This is a genomic window from Micromonospora sp. SL4-19, from assembly GCF_047921475.1.
Taxonomy (GTDB): Bacteria; Actinomycetota; Actinomycetes; order Mycobacteriales; family Micromonosporaceae; genus Micromonospora.
Genome location: NZ_JBLROB010000002.1, coordinates 400,053 through 415,882, shown reverse-complemented (window position 1 = coordinate 415,882; position 15,830 = coordinate 400,053). Strand labels below are relative to the sequence as shown.

15 protein-coding genes are annotated in these 15,830 nt (G+C 74.4%); 9 read left to right on the top strand and 6 right to left on the bottom strand.

Features of this window, described 5'->3' with window-relative positions:
• Positions 1-30: 30 nt before the first annotated feature.
• A complete protein-coding gene (gene ligD, locus ACNAVT_RS05740) occupies positions 31-1,059 on the bottom strand; it encodes a non-homologous end-joining DNA ligase (RefSeq protein WP_416293494.1) in 1,029 nt (342 codons plus the stop codon).
• A 47-nt stretch (positions 1,060-1,106) separates the two neighbouring features.
• On the opposite strand from ligD, the gene msrB reads away from it, so the two are divergent.
• The 5 genes from msrB (at position 1,107) to ACNAVT_RS05715 (ending at position 3,971) form a co-directional block, all read left to right on the top strand.
• Positions 1,107-1,517, top strand: coding sequence for a peptide-methionine (R)-S-oxide reductase MsrB (gene msrB / locus ACNAVT_RS05735; protein ID WP_416293492.1), 411 nt, complete (start codon positions 1,107-1,109; stop codon positions 1,515-1,517).
• A gap of 160 nt (positions 1,518-1,677) precedes the next feature.
• A complete protein-coding gene (locus ACNAVT_RS05730; RefSeq protein WP_416293490.1) occupies positions 1,678-1,938 on the top strand; it encodes a Prokaryotic metallothionein in 261 nt (86 codons plus the stop codon).
• A gap of 91 nt (positions 1,939-2,029) precedes the next feature.
• On the top strand, positions 2,030-2,617 hold the full coding sequence (locus tag ACNAVT_RS05725) for a redoxin domain-containing protein (protein WP_416293488.1): 588 nt from the start codon (positions 2,030-2,032) through the stop codon (positions 2,615-2,617).
• 1 nt (position 2,618) lies between these two features.
• Positions 2,619-3,512, top strand: a complete 894-nt coding sequence (locus tag ACNAVT_RS05720) for a cytochrome c biogenesis CcdA family protein (RefSeq protein ID WP_416293486.1) — start codon at positions 2,619-2,621, stop codon at positions 3,510-3,512.
• A 9-nt stretch (positions 3,513-3,521) separates the two neighbouring features.
• A complete protein-coding gene (locus ACNAVT_RS05715; protein ID WP_416293484.1) occupies positions 3,522-3,971 on the top strand; it encodes a GNAT family N-acetyltransferase in 450 nt (149 codons plus the stop codon).
• Here the strand turns inward: ACNAVT_RS05715 and hemQ are convergent.
• Genes hemQ through hemE form a run of 3 tightly spaced genes read right to left on the bottom strand, consistent with a single transcriptional unit; the run spans position 3,955 to position 7,164 of the window.
• Positions 3,955-4,656: a hydrogen peroxide-dependent heme synthase gene (gene hemQ, locus ACNAVT_RS05710; RefSeq protein WP_416293482.1), complete on the bottom strand. Its 702-nt coding sequence runs from the start codon at positions 4,654-4,656 to the stop codon at positions 3,955-3,957. The genes ACNAVT_RS05715 and hemQ overlap by 17 nt on opposite strands.
• Entirely contained in the window at positions 4,653-6,062 is a 1,410-nt protein-coding gene (gene hemG, locus ACNAVT_RS05705) for a protoporphyrinogen oxidase (RefSeq protein ID WP_416293480.1), read from the bottom strand. Before hemG ends, hemQ begins: the two co-directional genes overlap by 4 nt.
• A gap of 10 nt (positions 6,063-6,072) precedes the next feature.
• Entirely contained in the window at positions 6,073-7,164 is a 1,092-nt protein-coding gene (gene hemE, locus ACNAVT_RS05700) for a uroporphyrinogen decarboxylase (protein ID WP_416293478.1), read from the bottom strand.
• A gap of 151 nt (positions 7,165-7,315) precedes the next feature.
• Between hemE and ACNAVT_RS05695 the strand changes: the two genes are divergently transcribed.
• Positions 7,316-7,900: a DUF3000 domain-containing protein gene (locus ACNAVT_RS05695; RefSeq protein WP_416293594.1), complete on the top strand. Its 585-nt coding sequence runs from the start codon at positions 7,316-7,318 to the stop codon at positions 7,898-7,900.
• Positions 7,901-7,963: 63 nt separating this feature from the next.
• Here the strand turns inward: ACNAVT_RS05695 and ACNAVT_RS05690 are convergent, their stop codons facing one another.
• Positions 7,964-8,776 carry a hypothetical protein gene (locus ACNAVT_RS05690; RefSeq protein ID WP_416293476.1) on the bottom strand — a complete coding sequence of 271 codons (813 nt, stop codon included), beginning with the start codon at positions 8,774-8,776 and terminating at the stop codon, positions 7,964-7,966.
• Positions 8,777-8,902: 126 nt separating this feature from the next.
• Positions 8,903-10,546 (bottom strand): trypsin-like peptidase domain-containing protein, encoded by a 1,644-nt coding sequence (locus ACNAVT_RS05685; RefSeq protein WP_416293474.1) that lies wholly within the window; start codon positions 10,544-10,546, stop codon positions 8,903-8,905.
• A gap of 225 nt (positions 10,547-10,771) precedes the next feature.
• Between ACNAVT_RS05685 and ACNAVT_RS05680 the strand changes: the two genes are divergently transcribed.
• The 3 genes from ACNAVT_RS05680 to ACNAVT_RS05670 all read left to right on the top strand — a co-directional run bounded on the left by ACNAVT_RS05680 (position 10,772) and on the right by ACNAVT_RS05670 (position 15,537).
• Positions 10,772-12,094 (top strand): ribonuclease D, encoded by a 1,323-nt coding sequence (locus ACNAVT_RS05680; protein ID WP_416293472.1) that lies wholly within the window; start codon positions 10,772-10,774, stop codon positions 12,092-12,094.
• Positions 12,095-12,280: 186 nt separating this feature from the next.
• Positions 12,281-13,474, top strand: a complete 1,194-nt coding sequence (locus ACNAVT_RS05675; protein WP_416293470.1) for a thiolase family protein — start codon at positions 12,281-12,283, stop codon at positions 13,472-13,474.
• Entirely contained in the window at positions 13,471-15,537 is a 2,067-nt protein-coding gene (locus ACNAVT_RS05670) for a 3-hydroxyacyl-CoA dehydrogenase NAD-binding domain-containing protein (protein ID WP_416293468.1), read from the top strand. Before ACNAVT_RS05675 ends, ACNAVT_RS05670 begins: the two co-directional genes overlap by 4 nt.
• Positions 15,538-15,830 lie beyond the last annotated feature (293 nt).

The following is a 15,830-nucleotide window of genomic DNA, read 5'->3' as shown; positions in this document are numbered from 1 at the left end:
CCCGTTACATGATCGTTACCAGGCCCGGGGTCAGGCGCGGGGCCGGTCGCGGTCCTTGGAGGGCTGCACCCGCTTCGGCTCGCCCGGCATCTTCGGATATTCGGGCGGGTACGGCAGATCGCCCTGCCCGGCGGCGGCGTCCCGCTCGGCCCACTCCAGCAGCGGGCTGATGTCCCACGGGGTGTCGTCGATGCCGGCGTGCGGATCGCCCCGCTCGGCCAGCCGGGCCGGCACGCTGCCCAGGTGGAAGTCGTCCGGGTCCACCTCGGTCAGCTCGTCCCAGTCGACCGGGGTGGAGACGGTGGCCCGGGCGTTGGCCCGCAGCGAGTACGCGCAGGCGATCGTCCGGCCCCGAGCCATCTGATTGAAGTCCACGAAGACCCGGCTGCCGCGCTCCTCCTTCCACCAGGCGGTGGTGACCAGCTCGGGGCGGCGGCGTTCCAGCTCCCGGGCCAGCGCGATGGTGGCCCGGCGTACCTCGACGAATGTCCAGCGCGGGTGGATGCGCAGGTAGACGTGCACACCCCGACCGCCGGAGGTCTTCGGCCAGCCGGTGACACCCAACTCGTCGAGCAGCGCCCGCAGCTCGCCGGCGGCGGTGACCGCGTCGGTGAAGTCGGTGCCGGGCTGCGGGTCCAGGTCGATCCGCAGCTCGTCGGGACGGTCGACGTCGGCGGCGCGGACCGGCCAGGGGTGGAAGACCACCGTGCCCATCTGCGCGGCCCAGGCCACGTGGGCCAGGTCGGCCGGGCAGAGCTCGGCCGCCTTCCGGCCGCTGGGGAAGCTGATCTCCGCGGTCGCCACCCACGGGGGTACGCCCCGGGCCGGCACCCGCTTCTGGAAGAACATCTCCCCCTCGACGCCCTCTGGGAAGCGCTGCAACGTGGTGGGTCGGTCCCGCAGGGCGCGCATGATGCCCTCGCCGACCGACAGGTAGTAGTGGAAGACGTCCGCCTTGGTGAAGCCGCGCTGCGGGAAGATCACCCGGTCCGGGCTGCTGAGTCGTACGGTGTGCCCGGCGACCTCGATCTCCTCGACTGCGGCCTTGCTGCCAGCCATTGCGCGACGATATGCGATGCCACCGACGCCCGGCGTACCGTTGGCCGGTGAGTCTTTCCGAGAGTGAACTGCCCACCACCGAGGACGAGTGGCGGGTCCGGTTGAGCCCCGAGGAGTTCCGGGTGCTCCGCGAGGCCGGCACCGAGCCACCGTGGACCGGCGAGTACGTCGACACCAAGACCCCCGGCGTCTACCACTGCCGGGCCTGCGGGGCGGAACTGTTCCGCAGCGACGACAAGTTCGACTCGCACTGCGGCTGGCCGAGCTTCGACGACGCGATCCCGGGCGCGGTGAAGGAGATCCCCGACAACACCCTCGGCATGCGGCGTACGGAGATCCGGTGTGCCCGGTGCGACAGCCACCTGGGGCACGTCTTCGAGGGTGAGGGCTTCACCCCGAAGGACACCCGGCACTGCGTGAACTCGGTCTCGATCCGGTTGGCGCCCAGGACCGCCTGACCGGGCGGGTCCGTGGCCAGTTCGGAGCCGCAGCGGGCCCGACGCGCGACACGCCGGGGGCGACTCGCCGTCGAGCCGACCCAGGTTCGCCCGTTCCGGTTGCCGCGCCGTGTCCCCTCGTCGACCCTGGGATGACAGGTCCGTTTTCGGGGGGTTTCGTATGGCTAGCTGTGAGGTCTGCGGCAACGACTACTGGATGGCGTTCGAGGTGCGCACGGTCAACGGGGCGACGCACACCTTCGACTGCTTCGAGTGCGCGATCCACAAGATGGCGCCGATCTGCGAGCACTGCCAAATCAAGATCGTCGGCCACGGTGTCGAGGTCTCCGGCCGCTTCTTCTGCTGCGCGCACTGCGCCCGCGCGGAGGAGGGCACACAGGGCGCGGAGATCCGCGACGCGGTCGGCGCCCGGCCTGCCTGAACCCGGCCAGCACCGCGACAAGCGGGTGGACGGGCTGGCCGTAAGCGGGCGGTAAGGGTCGGGGCCGCGCGGTCCTGGTTAACATCCGGCCATGCCCGCCACGACATCGAAGCTTGCCCCGTTGGTGCTCGCCACCGCTCTCGCCCTCGCCGGTTGCGCGGGCTCCGACCGCCCGACCGGCGACGCGGCCCCGGCCACCTCGGCCCCGGCGCCCACCGCGACGGCCGCCGCCACGCCGGCCGGCACCACCACGCCGGCTGGCACCACCGCACCGGTGCCCGCCACGCTGGACTTCACCGCGCGCACCATCGACGGCGGGTCGTTCGCCGGCAGCAGCCTCGCCGGCAGGCCGACCGTGCTGTGGTTCTGGGCGGCCTGGTGCAGCCGCTGCCGGGGCGTCGCCGACGACGTGGCCGCGGTGCGGCGGGACAACGCCGGCCGGGTCAACCTGATCGGCGTGGCCGGGCTGGGCAGCGGTGCCGACGCCATGCGGCGGTTCGCCACGGAGACCGGCATCGCGGACTTCCCCAACCTGGCCGACGACGAGGGTGCGGTGTGGCGCCGGTTCGGCGTCACCAGCCAGGAGTGGTACGTGCTGCTCGACTCCGCGGGGAAGGTGGTGCAGTCCGGGGCGCTGTCCCAGGCGGAGCTGCGCCAGCGGATCGCCGAGCTGGCCTGACATGTCCGACGCCCCCTACGGCCTCGCCCTCGCCGCCGGCCTGCTCGCCGCGGTGAACCCGTGCGGGTTCGCGCTGCTGCCCGCGTACCTGTCGGTGCTGGTACTGGGTGAGGGCTCGGCGGCGGCCCGCGGACCGCTCGCCCCGGTGGGCCGGGCCCTGGCCCTGACCGGCGCGATGACCCTCGGCTTCGTCGCGGTGTTCGGCGCGTTCGGCCTGCTCGCCGGGCCCGCCGCGGACGTCGTCGCGCGCCGCCTGCCGTGGGTGTCGGTGCTGATCGGGGTGGCGCTGGTGGCGGCCGGCGGCTGGCTGCTCGCCGGTCGGCAACTGCCGGCCCTCACCCCGCGACCGGCGGCCGGCCCGGCGGTCCGGGCGCGGTTCGGATCGATGGCGCTCTTCGGCGTGGCGTACGCGGTGGCCTCGCTCGGCTGCACGATCGGCCCGTTCCTCGCCGTCGTGGTCGCCGGCTTCCGGGCCGGCAGCGCGGCCGCCGGGGTCGGCCTCTTCGTGGCGTACGCCCTCGGCATGGGGTTGGCGGTCGGCGCGGCGGCCCTCGCCGTGGCACTGGCCCGGGAATCCCTGATTCGGCGCACCCGGCGGGCCGCGCCGCTGCTCAGCCGCCTCGCCGGCCTGCTGCTCGTGCTCACCGGCGGCTACGTGGCCTGGTACGGCTGGTACGAGGTGCGCCTCTTCGCCGGCGGTGACGCCGACGACCCGGTGATCGCCGCGGCCGGCCGGGTGCAGGCCACGGCGAGCGGCTGGCTGGCCGGGCTGGGCCCGTGGGCCGTCGCCGCGATCGCCGCCGCGCTGGTCGGGGTGGCCGCCGCCGGCACCCTGGCCCGCCGCCGGGTCGCCACCCGCACCACCCCCGAGGGGGAGCGGGTGGACGCGACCTAACATCGCAGGGTGCCACCGACGACCGAGGTCCGACTCGCCAGCTTCGCCGAACTGGACGCCCGCACCTTCCACGACCTGCTCCGGCTGCGCATCGACGTGTTCGTCGTGGAGCAGACCTGCCCGTACCCGGAGCTGGACGGCCGGGACGTCGAACCGGGCACCCGGCACCTCTGGCTGACCCGGGACGGCGCGGTGGTGGCGTACCTGCGGATCCTGGCCGACCCCGACGGCGTGGCGCGGATCGGGCGGGTGGTGGTGGCCCCCGCGGCCCGTGGGGCGGGCCTGGCCGGCCGGCTGATGACCGAGGCGCTGGCCGTGGTCGGCGCTGGCCCGTGCGTGCTGGAGGCGCAGACCCACCTGGTCGACTTCTACGCCGGCCATGGCTTCGCGGTCAGCGGCCCCGGCTACGTCGAGGACGGCATCCCGCACACCCCGATGCGGCTCAGACCAGGCAGGTGACGATGTCGGCGATGGGCCGGCGGCGGCCGGTGTAGAAAGGGACCTCCTCGCGGACGTGCCGGCGGGCCCGGGAGGCCCGCAGGTCACGCATCAGGTCGACGATCCGGTGCAGTTCGTCGGCCTCGAAGGCGAGCATCCACTCGTAGTCGCCGAGGGCGAAGGAGGCCACCGTGTTGGCCCGGACGTCCGGGTAGCCGCGGGCCATCCGGCCGTGCTCGGCCAGCATCTCGCGCCGCTCGGCGTCCGGCAGCAGGTACCACTCGTACGACCGGACGAACGGGTAGACACAGATGTAGGCCCGTGCCTCCTCGCCGGCCAGGAACGCCGGGATGTGGCTCTTGTTGAACTCGGCCGGCCGGTGCAGCGCCATCTGCGACCAGACCGGGGTGAGTGCCCGGCCCAGCGTGGTCCGGCGGAACCGCAGGTAGGCGTCCTGCAGGTCGTCGCTGGACGAGGCATGCCACCAGATCATCAGATCCGCGTCGGCGCGCAGGCCCGCCAGGTCGTACGTGCCCCGGATGGTCACGTCCTTGCCGGCCAGTTCCTCGAAGAGGGACTCGACCTCGTCGACGACGTTCTCGCGCAGCGACGGGAGCGGGCTGGTGGCCCGGTACACCGACCACATGGTGTAGCGGACGGTCTCGTTGAGCTCCCGCAGCCGGGCCGCGTTGGTCTGCTCGGTCATGCTGCCGATCCTCCCAGTGCTGTGATGATCTCTTCGGCCGCGGTCTCCCCCGAACGGATGCAGACCGGAATGCCGACGCCGTCGTAGCCGGCCCCGGCCAGGGCCAGCGTCGGGTGGGCGGCACGCAGCATCGCCCGGGCCGCCGCCACCCGGCCGAGGTGGCCGGGGGTGTACTGCGGCAGCGCCCCGCCCCACCGCTGCACGTGCCGGCCGACCGGGGCGGGCAGCGGAACGCCGAGCACCTTCGACACCTCCCGGTGCACAGTGGCGACCAGGTCGTCGTCGGTGAGCTGCAGCGACGTCTCGTCGCCGTACCGGCCGACCGAGGCGCGGAGCAGGGCGAGCCCGTCCGCCCGGCGCAGGTGGCCCCACTTGGTGGTGAAGAACGTCGACGCCTTGATCAACAGCCCCTCGGTGGCAGGCACCAGGAACCCGGAGAGCTCCGGCAGCTCCGGCTCCGGCAGGGCCATGGTGACCAGGGCGACGCTGGCGTAGTCCAGCCCAGCGACGGTGGTGGCCACCTCGGGCGCCGGGCCGGCGAGCAGCCGGGCGGCCGGGCGGGCCGGTACGGCGAGCACCACCGCGTCGACCTCGACCGACTGGGGGTCGCGGGTCGGGCCGACCACCAGCCGCCAGCCGGTGGCGGTGCGGTGCAGCTCGCGGACCGCGGCGTCCCGGCGGACGGTCGCGCCGCTCGCCACCGCCGCCGCGTCGACCAGGGTGCTCAGCCCGCCGGCCAGGGTGCCGAAGACCGGCGCGCCGGGGGCGCGGGGCGCGGCGGCCTGCGCGGCGCGGACCGCTCCGACCAGGGTGCGCTCGGCCCGGGCCGCCCGGGCCAGCGCCGGCATGGTGGTGACCAGGGAGAGGTCGTCGGCGCGACCGGCGTAGACGCCGCCGAGCATCGGGTCGACCAGCCGGTCCACCACCTCGTCGCCGAAGCGCGCGCGGACCAGCGCACCGACCGGCAGGTCCTCGTCCGGACCGAGCAGCGGAGCACCGCCGTCGGAATCCGCGCCCGCCGCCGGCCGGGCCACCGCCGTCACCTTCGCCAGATCCCCGGGTACGCCCACCAGGGTGCCGCCCGGGACCGGGCGCAGCCCGCCGTCGACGACGAGCGCGGCCTGCCCGACGGTCGGGTGCACGATCCGGTCCGCCAGGCCGAGCCGGCGGACCAGGGTCACCGCCGCCGACTCCCCGCCGGCCGGGTCACGCATCAGGAACGACTCGGCGCCGAACTCGACGGCCTGCCCGGCCAGCTCACCGGTGCGCAGCTTGCCGCCGAGGCGGCCGGACTGCTCGTACACGGTGATCTCGGTGCCGGTGGGGGCCTGGTCGCGCAACCGGACGGCGGCGGCCAGCCCGGCGATCCCGCCACCGACGATCGCCACCCGACGCGGTCGCGCCACGGTCCCTCCTCTACTCGACCGGCCGCGCGCTGAGCTCGTGCACCAGCGCGACCACCCGGGTCAGCACGTCGGGGTCGGTCTCCGGCAGCACGCCGTGGCCGAGGTTGAACACGTGACCGGGGGCGGCCCGCCCCTGGTCGAGGATCCGGCGTACCTCGGCCTCCACCACCGGCCACGGGGCGAGCAGCACGCACGGGTCGAGGTTGCCCTGCACGGCCTTGTCCGGGCCGATCCGGCGGGTCGCCACGTCCAGCGGCGTACGCCAGTCCACGCCGACGACGTCGGCGCCGGCCTCGCCCATGGCGCCGAGCAGCTCGGCGGTGCCCACCCCGAAGTGGATCCGGGGCACCCCGGCGTCGGCCAGGCCGCCGAGCACGCGGACGGAGTGCGGCATCACGTAGCGGCGGTAGTCGGCCTCGGACAACGCGCCGGCCCAGGAGTCGAAGAGCTGGACGGCCGAGACCCCGGCGTCGACCTGCACCCGCAGGAACGACAGCGTCACCTCGGCGAGCCGGGCGCAGAGCGCGTGCCAGAGGTCCGGGTCGCCGTACATCAGCGCCTTGGTCTTGGCGTGGGTACGCGACGGGCCGCCCTCGACCAGGTAGCTGGCCAGGGTGAACGGGGCGCCGGCGAAGCCGATCAGCGGGGTGTCGCCCAGCTCGGCCACGAGCAGCCGCACGGCCTCGTCCACGTACGACACGTCATCGCGGGTGATCGGGCGGATCCGGTCCACGTCGGCGGCGGTGCGGACGGGCTCGGCCACCACCGGCCCGGTGCCGGGCACGATGTCCAGGTCGACCCCGGCGGCGGCCACCGGCACCACGATGTCGCTGAACAGGATCGCCGCGTCGACCCCGTGCCGGCGGACCGGCTGGAGGGTGATCTCGGTGACCAGCTCGGGGCGGCGGCACGACTCCAGCATCGGCACGTTGGCCCGGATCTCGCGGTACTCCGGCAGCGACCGACCGGCCTGGCGCATGAACCAGACCGGGGTGTGCGGCCCCGGCTCGCGCCGGCAGGCGCGGACGAAAGGCGAGTGGGCGGGCCCGCCGTGGCGGGGCTGTCCGTCTCGGGCGGCGGTGCCCGTGGTGTCGGTGGTCATCGCGGCAATCGTGCCACGCCGCCCGGTCCGGGCCGCCGCCCCCGTCACCTTTTGTGACGTGGAAGGACCCGCTTGACTTCGGCGGCAGAGCGGGCACCCGGCTCAACGCGGATCACTCGGCGTGCCGTCGCCCCGTGCGGCGGGCGGCGGCATAGGCTGCCGGCATGGCCCCCCGATCGCGCTCCCGGAAACCTTCGCTCGCGCGGTCGCGGGGTTGCGATCGGTGACACCCCGGTCGGAGATCGTGCTGGAGGAGGTCGGTGCCCCCCAGCGCCTGGCCCCCTACGCGTTCGCGCTCTCCGCGGCGGTGCTCCGGGACGGCGACGAGGTGGCCACCGGGCGGCTGATCCTGCTGCACGACCCGGCCGGGCACGAGGCGTGGCAGGGCACCCTGCGGCTGGTCACCTACGTGACCGCCGAGCTGGAGGTGGACCTGGCCAGCGACCCGCTGCTGCCGGGGGTGGGCTGGACCTGGCTGACCGACGCGCTGGACGCGCAGGAGGCCCGGTATCGGGCGATCGGCGGCACGGTCACGCAGACGCTCTCCACCCGGTTCGGCGAGCTGGCCGGGCCGCCCGCCGCCGGGGACATCGAGATCCGCGCCTCCTGGACACCGCTCGGCGTCGACCTGGCCCCGCACCTGTCCGGCTGGTGCGCCCTGCTCGCCTCGACGGCCGGGCTGCCGCCGCCCGGCGTGACGGCGCTGCCCTCCCGGCGCCCCGCCGGCGCCGCCTGAGCGGCCGGAGCACGACGACGGGCCGCCCCGGTGCTCGGAGCGACCCGTACGGCAGGGCGCGTGTCAGAGGTAGTTCTCGGCCTCGTCGCAGATCTTGTTCAGGCCCTTGGTGGCCTTGTCGAAGGCCGCCTTGTTGCCGGCCGCCGCCGCCTCGCTGGCCGCGATCAGCTTGTCCAGGCAGTTGGCGATGACCTTCTTCTGCCGGGCCTGCTCGTCCCGGTCGTTCTTGGTGCCGGTCAGGTCCTGCTGGGCGTCGGCGAGCTTGTCCCGGGCCGCCTGGAGGTCGACCTTGAGCTTCTCGATCTCCTGCTGGTTCGCGGTGATGGTGCCTTCTCGCTGGCTGACCTTCTGCTCGGTCCGGTGCAGCTTCCCGTTGGTGGTCACGTAAAGGCCGGTCGCCACGCCGCCGAGGACGAAGAGCAGCCCGGCGACGAGCGCGAGGATCAGGGTGCTCCGCCCCTTGCGGGCGCCCGCCGCGGGCGCCCCGTACGGCGGGACCGCGCCGGGCGGGGCCGACATCGGCTGCGGGTAGCCGGCCCCGGAGACCGGCGGGGGCGACATCGGCTGTGGGTAACCGGGGCCGGAGACCGGCGGGGCCGACATCGGCTGCGGGTAACCGGGCGCGGAGACCGGGGCGGAACCCGGCGCGTACTGACCGGGAGCCGGCGGGTCGGACATCGGCGGGACGGGCCGGGGCAGAGTCGGCTCGGGCTGTGCCGACCCGTACTGCGGGGTCGCGGGCTGGCCGCCCCCGTACTGGGGGGTCGCGGGCGGGCTGCCGCCGTACTGCTGGGGCACCGGCTGGCCGGCGCCGTACGTGGTGCCGGGCGGCGGCTGGGGCGGGTAGCCCTCCGCTCCGGTCGGTGGCTGGGACATGTCACTTCCTCCAGGTTGCTGGTCCCCCGTGGGGTGGCCTCTTCGGGCCGGAATCTGCGGGTCGAGGTGGCCGGGGCCACACCTCGACGGTGCGGGGTGCGGTCAAGGCGACCGGCGCCGGGCCGGTCAGCAGAGCTTGAACGTGTCGCAGGCGGTCTTGATCGGCACCGCGAGACCGATCCCCTCGGCGTCCCGGGCCTTGGCGGTGGCGATACCGACGACCTCCTCCTTGGACCCGTTGATCACCGGCCCGCCCGAGTTGCCGGGGTTGATCGGCGCGTCGAACTGGATCACCGGGCCCGAGCCGTCCTCGTCCTTGCGGAACGCGCTCACCACCCCGGTGGTCACACTGTCCTGCAGACCCAGCGGGGCGCCGACCACGACGATCTGCTGCCCGGACTTCACCGGCGCGGCGGCCGCGACCAGCCCGGTGAACCGGGCGGTGGTTCGCAGTTGGGCGAGGTCCTTGTCCTTGTCGACCTTGACGACGGTGGCCTCGAAGCGCTGGCTGGTCCGCTCCAGGAAGACCTTCCGGCCGCCGGAGTCGTAGACCGCCTCCACGACGTGGAAGTTGGTGAGCAGCGTGGTGCCGCCCTCGGCCGGTGGCTTGCCGATCGCGAAGGCTGTACCGGTGAACTGGCCGGCGCGGACCCGGAACACGCTGGGCAGCACCGCGCTCGCCACGGCCTCCGGGTTGAAGGCGGCGCCGGCCTGCTTCTCCAGGGCCTCCGCCCGCTGCTCCAGGCCGTCCAGCCGGTGCCCGTCCGCGCCCTGGGCCTCGGCCAACCGCCGGTCGGTAGCGGTGAGCCGGTCGTTCAGCCGGTAGATCTGGTACGCCTGCACGCCGGCAACCACGGCCAGCACCCCGGCCAGCGCGAGCGCCACCACCGGCAGCCGGCGCCGCCGGCCGGACCCGGTCGCCGCCCCGCCCGGATACGTCGGCGCTGCGGCGGGCTGGCCCGGAATGGCGGGCCCGGAGGTCGGCTGGCCCGGAAAGGCGGCCCCAAAGGTCGGCTGGCTCGGGTGGGTGGGTGGGGAGACGGGCGGGGCCGCGAGCGCCGGCCCCGGGACCGGCTGGCCCGGAAAAGCGGGACCCGGGGCGGGCTGCCCCGCAGCGGCGAAGCCCGAGGTCGGCTGGCCTGGATAGGCGGACCCGTATTGGGGCTGGCCTGGATAGGCGGACCCGGATGCCGGCTGGGCGGGCGTGGCGGTGGCCGGGCCGGCGACGAGGCCCGGGTGGGCCGGCGTGGCGGTGGGCGGGCCGGCGACGAGGCCCGGGACCGTCGGCTCGGCGTCGGTCGGCTGGGCCGGCGGCCACCCCTGGCCGCGCGGGCCGGCGGCGGCCCCGGTCGGGCCGCCCCACCGGCCGTCGTTCGGGACCGGGGGCCAGCTGGCCCGGGACCCGGGTACGGCTGCCTGCCCCGGCGCACCGGCGGCAGAACCGGCCGGCAGGCCGGCACCGGGCAGACCGGCGGCACCAGGGTTGGCGGACGGGGTGGCGAGGCGGGCGGTACCGGGGGCGGCGAAGCCGGCGGTACCGGGGGCGGCGAAGCCTGCGGCGCCGGACGGATCGACGGGGCCGTCACCGGCCGCCGGGAACCCGTCGGGCCAGCCGGGTGCCGCCGGGTGACCGGGTCCGGACGGCGGGACCAGGCGCGGCGGCAGCGGCCCAGGTCGGTCGGTCCCGGCTCGCTCGGCGTATCCCCGGTCGGTCGCCTCGTCGGCGCCCTGCCCCGGCACCCCGTCGCCGGACCCGTATCCAGCCTCCATGAATGCTCGTCCTCCCCGTGAACGCTCCGTGCGAGCCGCTTGGGGCCTTCGACACCCACCACGGCCCGATGGACCGTACCTGCATGAACGGGGTTTGTCTCCCCTGTTGTCCGACCCTGCCATGGCGGTGCAACCCGGCCTGGTCACGACACCCGCCGGTCATCCCGCCGACACACGACGGACCGGCTGCGCACACCCGATCCGCCGGCGCACTAGGGTTGTCAGGTGACCGACGAACCACCCCTGCGCCGTCGGGCCGCCGAAAGCCGTACGGAAGAGGCATCGCCGAATCCGTCGTCGGCCGCGCCGCAGCCGGCGGACGCGGGGACCGAACCCGGCGCCGGCGGGCCCGTACCGCTGACCGCACCGCGCGAGGGCACCCCCGCGCCGGTGGCCACGCCGAGCGAGCTCGACGAGGTCGTGGCCCGCTTCGCGGCGGGCGCCGGCCCGGTGGCCCTGGACGCCGAACGTGCCTCCGGCTACCGCTACAGCCAGCGGGCCTACCTGGTGCAGTTGCGGCGGTCCGGCTCCGGCACCGCGCTGATCGACCCGCTGCCGCTGCCCGACCTCTCCGCCCTCGACGCGGTGATCGCCGAGGCCGAGTGGGTGCTGCACGCCGCGAGCCAGGACCTCGCCTGCCTCGCCGAGGTGGGGCTGCGCCCGCGCCGGCTCTTCGACACCGAGCTGGCCGCCCGGCTGGCCGGTTTCGAGCGGGTCGGTCTCGCCGCACTGACCGAACAACTGCTCGGCTACACGCTGGAGAAGCACCACTCGGCGGCGGACTGGTCCAGCCGGCCGCTGCCGGAGTCCTGGTTGACGTACGCGGCGCTGGACGTGGAGATGCTGGTCGACCTGCGCGACGCCCTCGACGAGGAGCTGTGTCGGCAGGGCAAGTCGGAGTGGGCGGCGGAGGAGTTCGCCGCGCTGGTCCGCAACGGCGCCCGTCCGCCCCGGGTCCGGGCCGAGCCGTGGCGGCGCACCTCCGGCATCCACCGGGTGCGTGGCGCCCGGGCCCAGGCCCGGGTGCGCTCCCTCTGGTACGCCCGTGACCAGATCGCGGCGCGGCGGGACGCGGCCCCGGGGCGGGTGCTGCCGGACTCGGCCATCGTGGCCGCCGCCGAGCTGGACCCGAAGGACGAGAAGACCCTGCTCACCCTGCCCGGCTTCGGCGGTCGTTCGGTGCGCCGGCTGGCCCGTACCTGGCTGGCGGCCCTGGACGACGCCCGCCAGCTGCCCGACGACGCGCTGCCGGTGACCCCGGTCGTGGAGGGCCCGCCCCCACCGCACCGGTGGGCGGAGCGCGACCCGGTGGCGGCCGCCCGGCTGGCCCGCTGCCGGGAGGTGGTGGTCGGCACCGCGGGCGCGCACACCCTCCCGCCGGAGAACCTGATCGCGCCGGACTCCGTCCGCCGCCTGGCCTGGCAGCCGCCGGAGGAGATCACCGACGACACGGTGGCGGAAACCCTGCGCGGCTTCGGCGCGCGAGAGTGGCAGGTCGGCCTCCTGCTCCCCGCCCTCACCCAGGCCCTCACGCTCCCGGTGGCCTGAGCCCTCGGGTCGGCGACCGGACGCGGGGCCGGCGCGGAGTGTGGGGTGGGCCACACGGGGGACGGTGACGGCGTTTGGTTACCGGCGAGTAGCATCCGGGGAAACGCCAGTGCCGGCGACCGTCGTTCGGTCTGTGGCGCCACCTGTCGGCGCCGGCCGAATCACGGTCGAAAAGGGAGGCTCAAAGTGCCCCGTGAAGTTCGGGATGTCGTCTTCGTCGACGGCGTCCGCACCCCGTTCGGCAAGGCGGGTGGCATGTACGCCAACACCCGCGCCGACGATCTGGTGATCCGCTGCATCCGCGAGCTGATGCGGCGCAATCCGCAGCTGCCGCCGGAGCGGGTCGAGGAGGTCGCCATCGCGGCCACCACCCAGATCGGCGACCAGGGCCTGACCATCGGCCGCACCGCCGCCCTGCTGGCCGGCCTGCCCAAGACGGTGCCGGGCTTCGCCATCGACCGGATGTGCGCCGGCGCGATGACCGCCGTCACCACCGTCGCCGGCGGTATCGCCATGGGCGCGTACGACATCGCCATCGCCGGCGGCGTCGAGCACATGGGCCACCACCCGATGGGTGAGGGTGTCGACCCCAACCCGCGGATCATCGCGGAAAAGCTGGTCGACCCGTCCGCCCTGGTCATGGGCGCCACCGCGGAGAACCTGCACGACCTGGTGCCGCACATCACCAAGGAGCGCACCGACGCGTTCGCGCTCGCCTCCCAGCAGAAGACCGCCAAGGCGTACGCCAACGGCAAGCTCCAGGAAGACCTGGTGCCGGTCGCGGTGCGCGACCCGGAGACCGGCTGGGGTCTGGCCACGGTGGACGAGGCTCCCCGGGACACCTCGATGGAGAAGCTGGCCACCCTGAAGACCCCGTTCCGCCCGCACGGCAAGGTCACCGCGGGCAACGCGGCCGGCCTGAACGACGGCGCCACCGCGAGCCTGCTCGCCGCCGAGGAGACCGCGCGCGAGCTGGGCCTGCCGATCGCCATGCGACTGGTGTCGTACGGCTTCGTCGGCGTCGAGCCCGAGGTGATGGGCGTCGGCCCGATCCCGTCCACCGAGAAGGCGCTGCGCATCGCCGGCCTGACCATCGACGACATCGGCCTGTTCGAGCTGAACGAGGCGTTCGCCGTGCAGGTGCTCGCCTTCCTCGACCACTTCGGCATCGCCGACGACGACCCGCGGGTCAACCCGTGGGGCGGCGCGATCGCCGTCGGTCACCCGCTCGCCTCCTCGGGCGTACGGCTGATGACCCAGCTCGCCCGGCAGTTCGCCGAGCACCCCGAGGTCCGCTACGGCCTCACCGCCATGTGCATCGGCATCGGCATGGGCGGCACGGTCATCTGGGAGAACCCCGACTGGGAGGGGAACAAGTGAGCGCGCTCGCCGCACCGAACGAGGTCGTCACCAGGGCGCTGCTACGCCAGGTGAACGTACCGGGGCTGGACCGCCCCGCCGCCCTGATCACCCTGGACAACGGCTTCGACCACACCAAGCCGAACACCTTCGGCCCGGCCGGCCTGACCAGCCTGGACGAGGCGATCACCGCCGCGCTGGCGGCCGACCCGGCCTTCGTCGCGGTCACCGGCAAGCCGTACATCTTCTGCGTGGGCGCGGACATCACCAGCCTGCCGCTGCTGGCCGACCGCGAGCAGGCGCTGGAGATCGGCCGGCTCGGCCACCGGGTCTTCGCGCGGCTCAAGGACAGCGCGATCCCGACGTTCGCCTTCGTCAACGGCGCGGCGATGGGCGGCGGCCTGGAGCTCGCCCTGCACTGCCACTACCGGACACTGTCGGCGGGCGCGGCGGCCCTCGCCCTGCCCGAGGTCTCGCTCGGCCTGGTCCCCGGCTGGGGCGGCACCCAGCTGCTGCCGAACCTGATCGGCATCCCGGCCGCCACCCAGGTGATCCTCCAGAACCCGCTGATGCAGAACCGGATGCTCAAGCCGAAGCAGGCGGCGGAGATGGGCATCGCGGACGTGCTGCTGGAGCCGGCCGACTTTCTGGAGCGCTCCCTCGAGTGGGCCGCCGGCGTGGTACGGGGCGAGGTCACCGTGACCCGGCCCGAGGTCGACAAGGACATGTGGGCGGGCGTGCTCTACTTCGCCCGGCAGACCCTGGACCAGCGGCTGCACGGCGCGGTCCCGGCCGCGTACCGGGCGCTGGACCTGCTGGAGACCGCGAAGGACGCCGACTTCGCCGCCGGCACCGCCGCCGAGGACGAGGCCCTGGCCGACCTGGTCTTCTCCGAGGAGCTGCGCAGCGGCCTGTACGCCTTCGACCTGGTGCAGCGGCGGGCCAAGCGGCCGGCCGGCGCGCCGGACAAGAGCCTGGCCCGGCCGGTGACCAAGGTGGGCATCGTCGGCGCCGGCCTGATGGCCAGCCAGCTCGCCCTGCTCTTCGCCCGCCGCCTCCAGGTGCCGGTGGTGCTGACCGATCTGGACCAGGCCCGGGTGGACAAGGGCGTGGGTTACGTGCACACCCAGATCGAGAAGCAGGTCAGCAAGGGCCGGATGGACAAGCGCACCGCCGCCAAGCTGTACGGCCTGGTCAGCGGCTCCGTCGACAAGGGTGTCTTCGCGGATGCCGACTTCGTCATCGAGGCGGTCTTCGAGGACCTGGCCGTCAAGAAGCAGGTCTGGGCCGAGCTGGAGAAGATCGTCTCCCCGGAGGCGGTGCTGGCGACGAACACCTCGTCGCTCTCGGTGACCGCCATGGCCGAGGACCTGGCACACCCGGAGCGGGTGGTCGGCTTCCACTTCTTCAATCCCGTCGCCGTGCTGCCGCTGCTGGAGATCGTCCGGGGCGAGCGGACCGACGACGCCACCCTGGCCACCGCGTTCGCCGTCGGCAAGCAGCTGAAGAAGTCGTCGGTGCTGGTCAAGGACGCCCCGGCGTTCGTGGTCAACCGGCTGCTGACCCGCTTCCTCGGCGCCGTCTTCGCCGCCGTCGACCAGGGCACCCCGCTGGAGGTGGCGAACAGCGCGCTGGACCCGCTGGGTCTGCCGATGCGTCCGCTGGCCCTGCTCCAGCTGGTCGGCCCGGCGGTGGCGTACCACGTGGGCGGCACGCTGCACGCCGCCTTCCCGGACCGCTTCGGGGTCAGCGAGAACCTCAAGCGGATCGCCGACTCCGGCCAGCCGATCGTGGTCGACGACCAGGTCAACGAAGAGGTCGCCAAGCTGCTCGTGGTCGGCGACCAGCCGCTGACCGCCGAGCAGGTCCGCCGGAGCGCGCTGGAGGCGCTGGCGCAGGAGATCCGGCTGATGCTCGACGAGGGCGTCGTCGCCGAGGCGCAGGACGTCGACCTGTGCCTGATCCTCGGTGCCGGCTGGCCGTTCCACCTGGGTGGCGTCACGCCGTACCTCGACCGGACCGGCACCTCCGAGCAGGTCACCGGCCAGCGGTTCCTGCCGCGCGGGGTGGCCAGCCTGCGGTGACAACCCCAGCTCGGCCGTCAGCCTGATCCACCGCCACTCCCCGACGATCGCGGTGGCCGACCGTCTCTCCCGGACGGTCCGGCCGCCGCGATCGCCGTTTGCGGCCCACGACGGGACCGCCGGGTTCCGGCACCAATGGGCGATGCCCCCAGCCGCCCCTGGGCAACCCGCACCGGCGCACCGCCCGGTAATCTCCCGACCACCCAGCGCTGGCTTCAGCGTCACCCGGCAGCCCGCCTGGTCACGAGCCGGTTCCGGTTTTGTCACACCCGCCTGGGACCGACCGTGCTCTG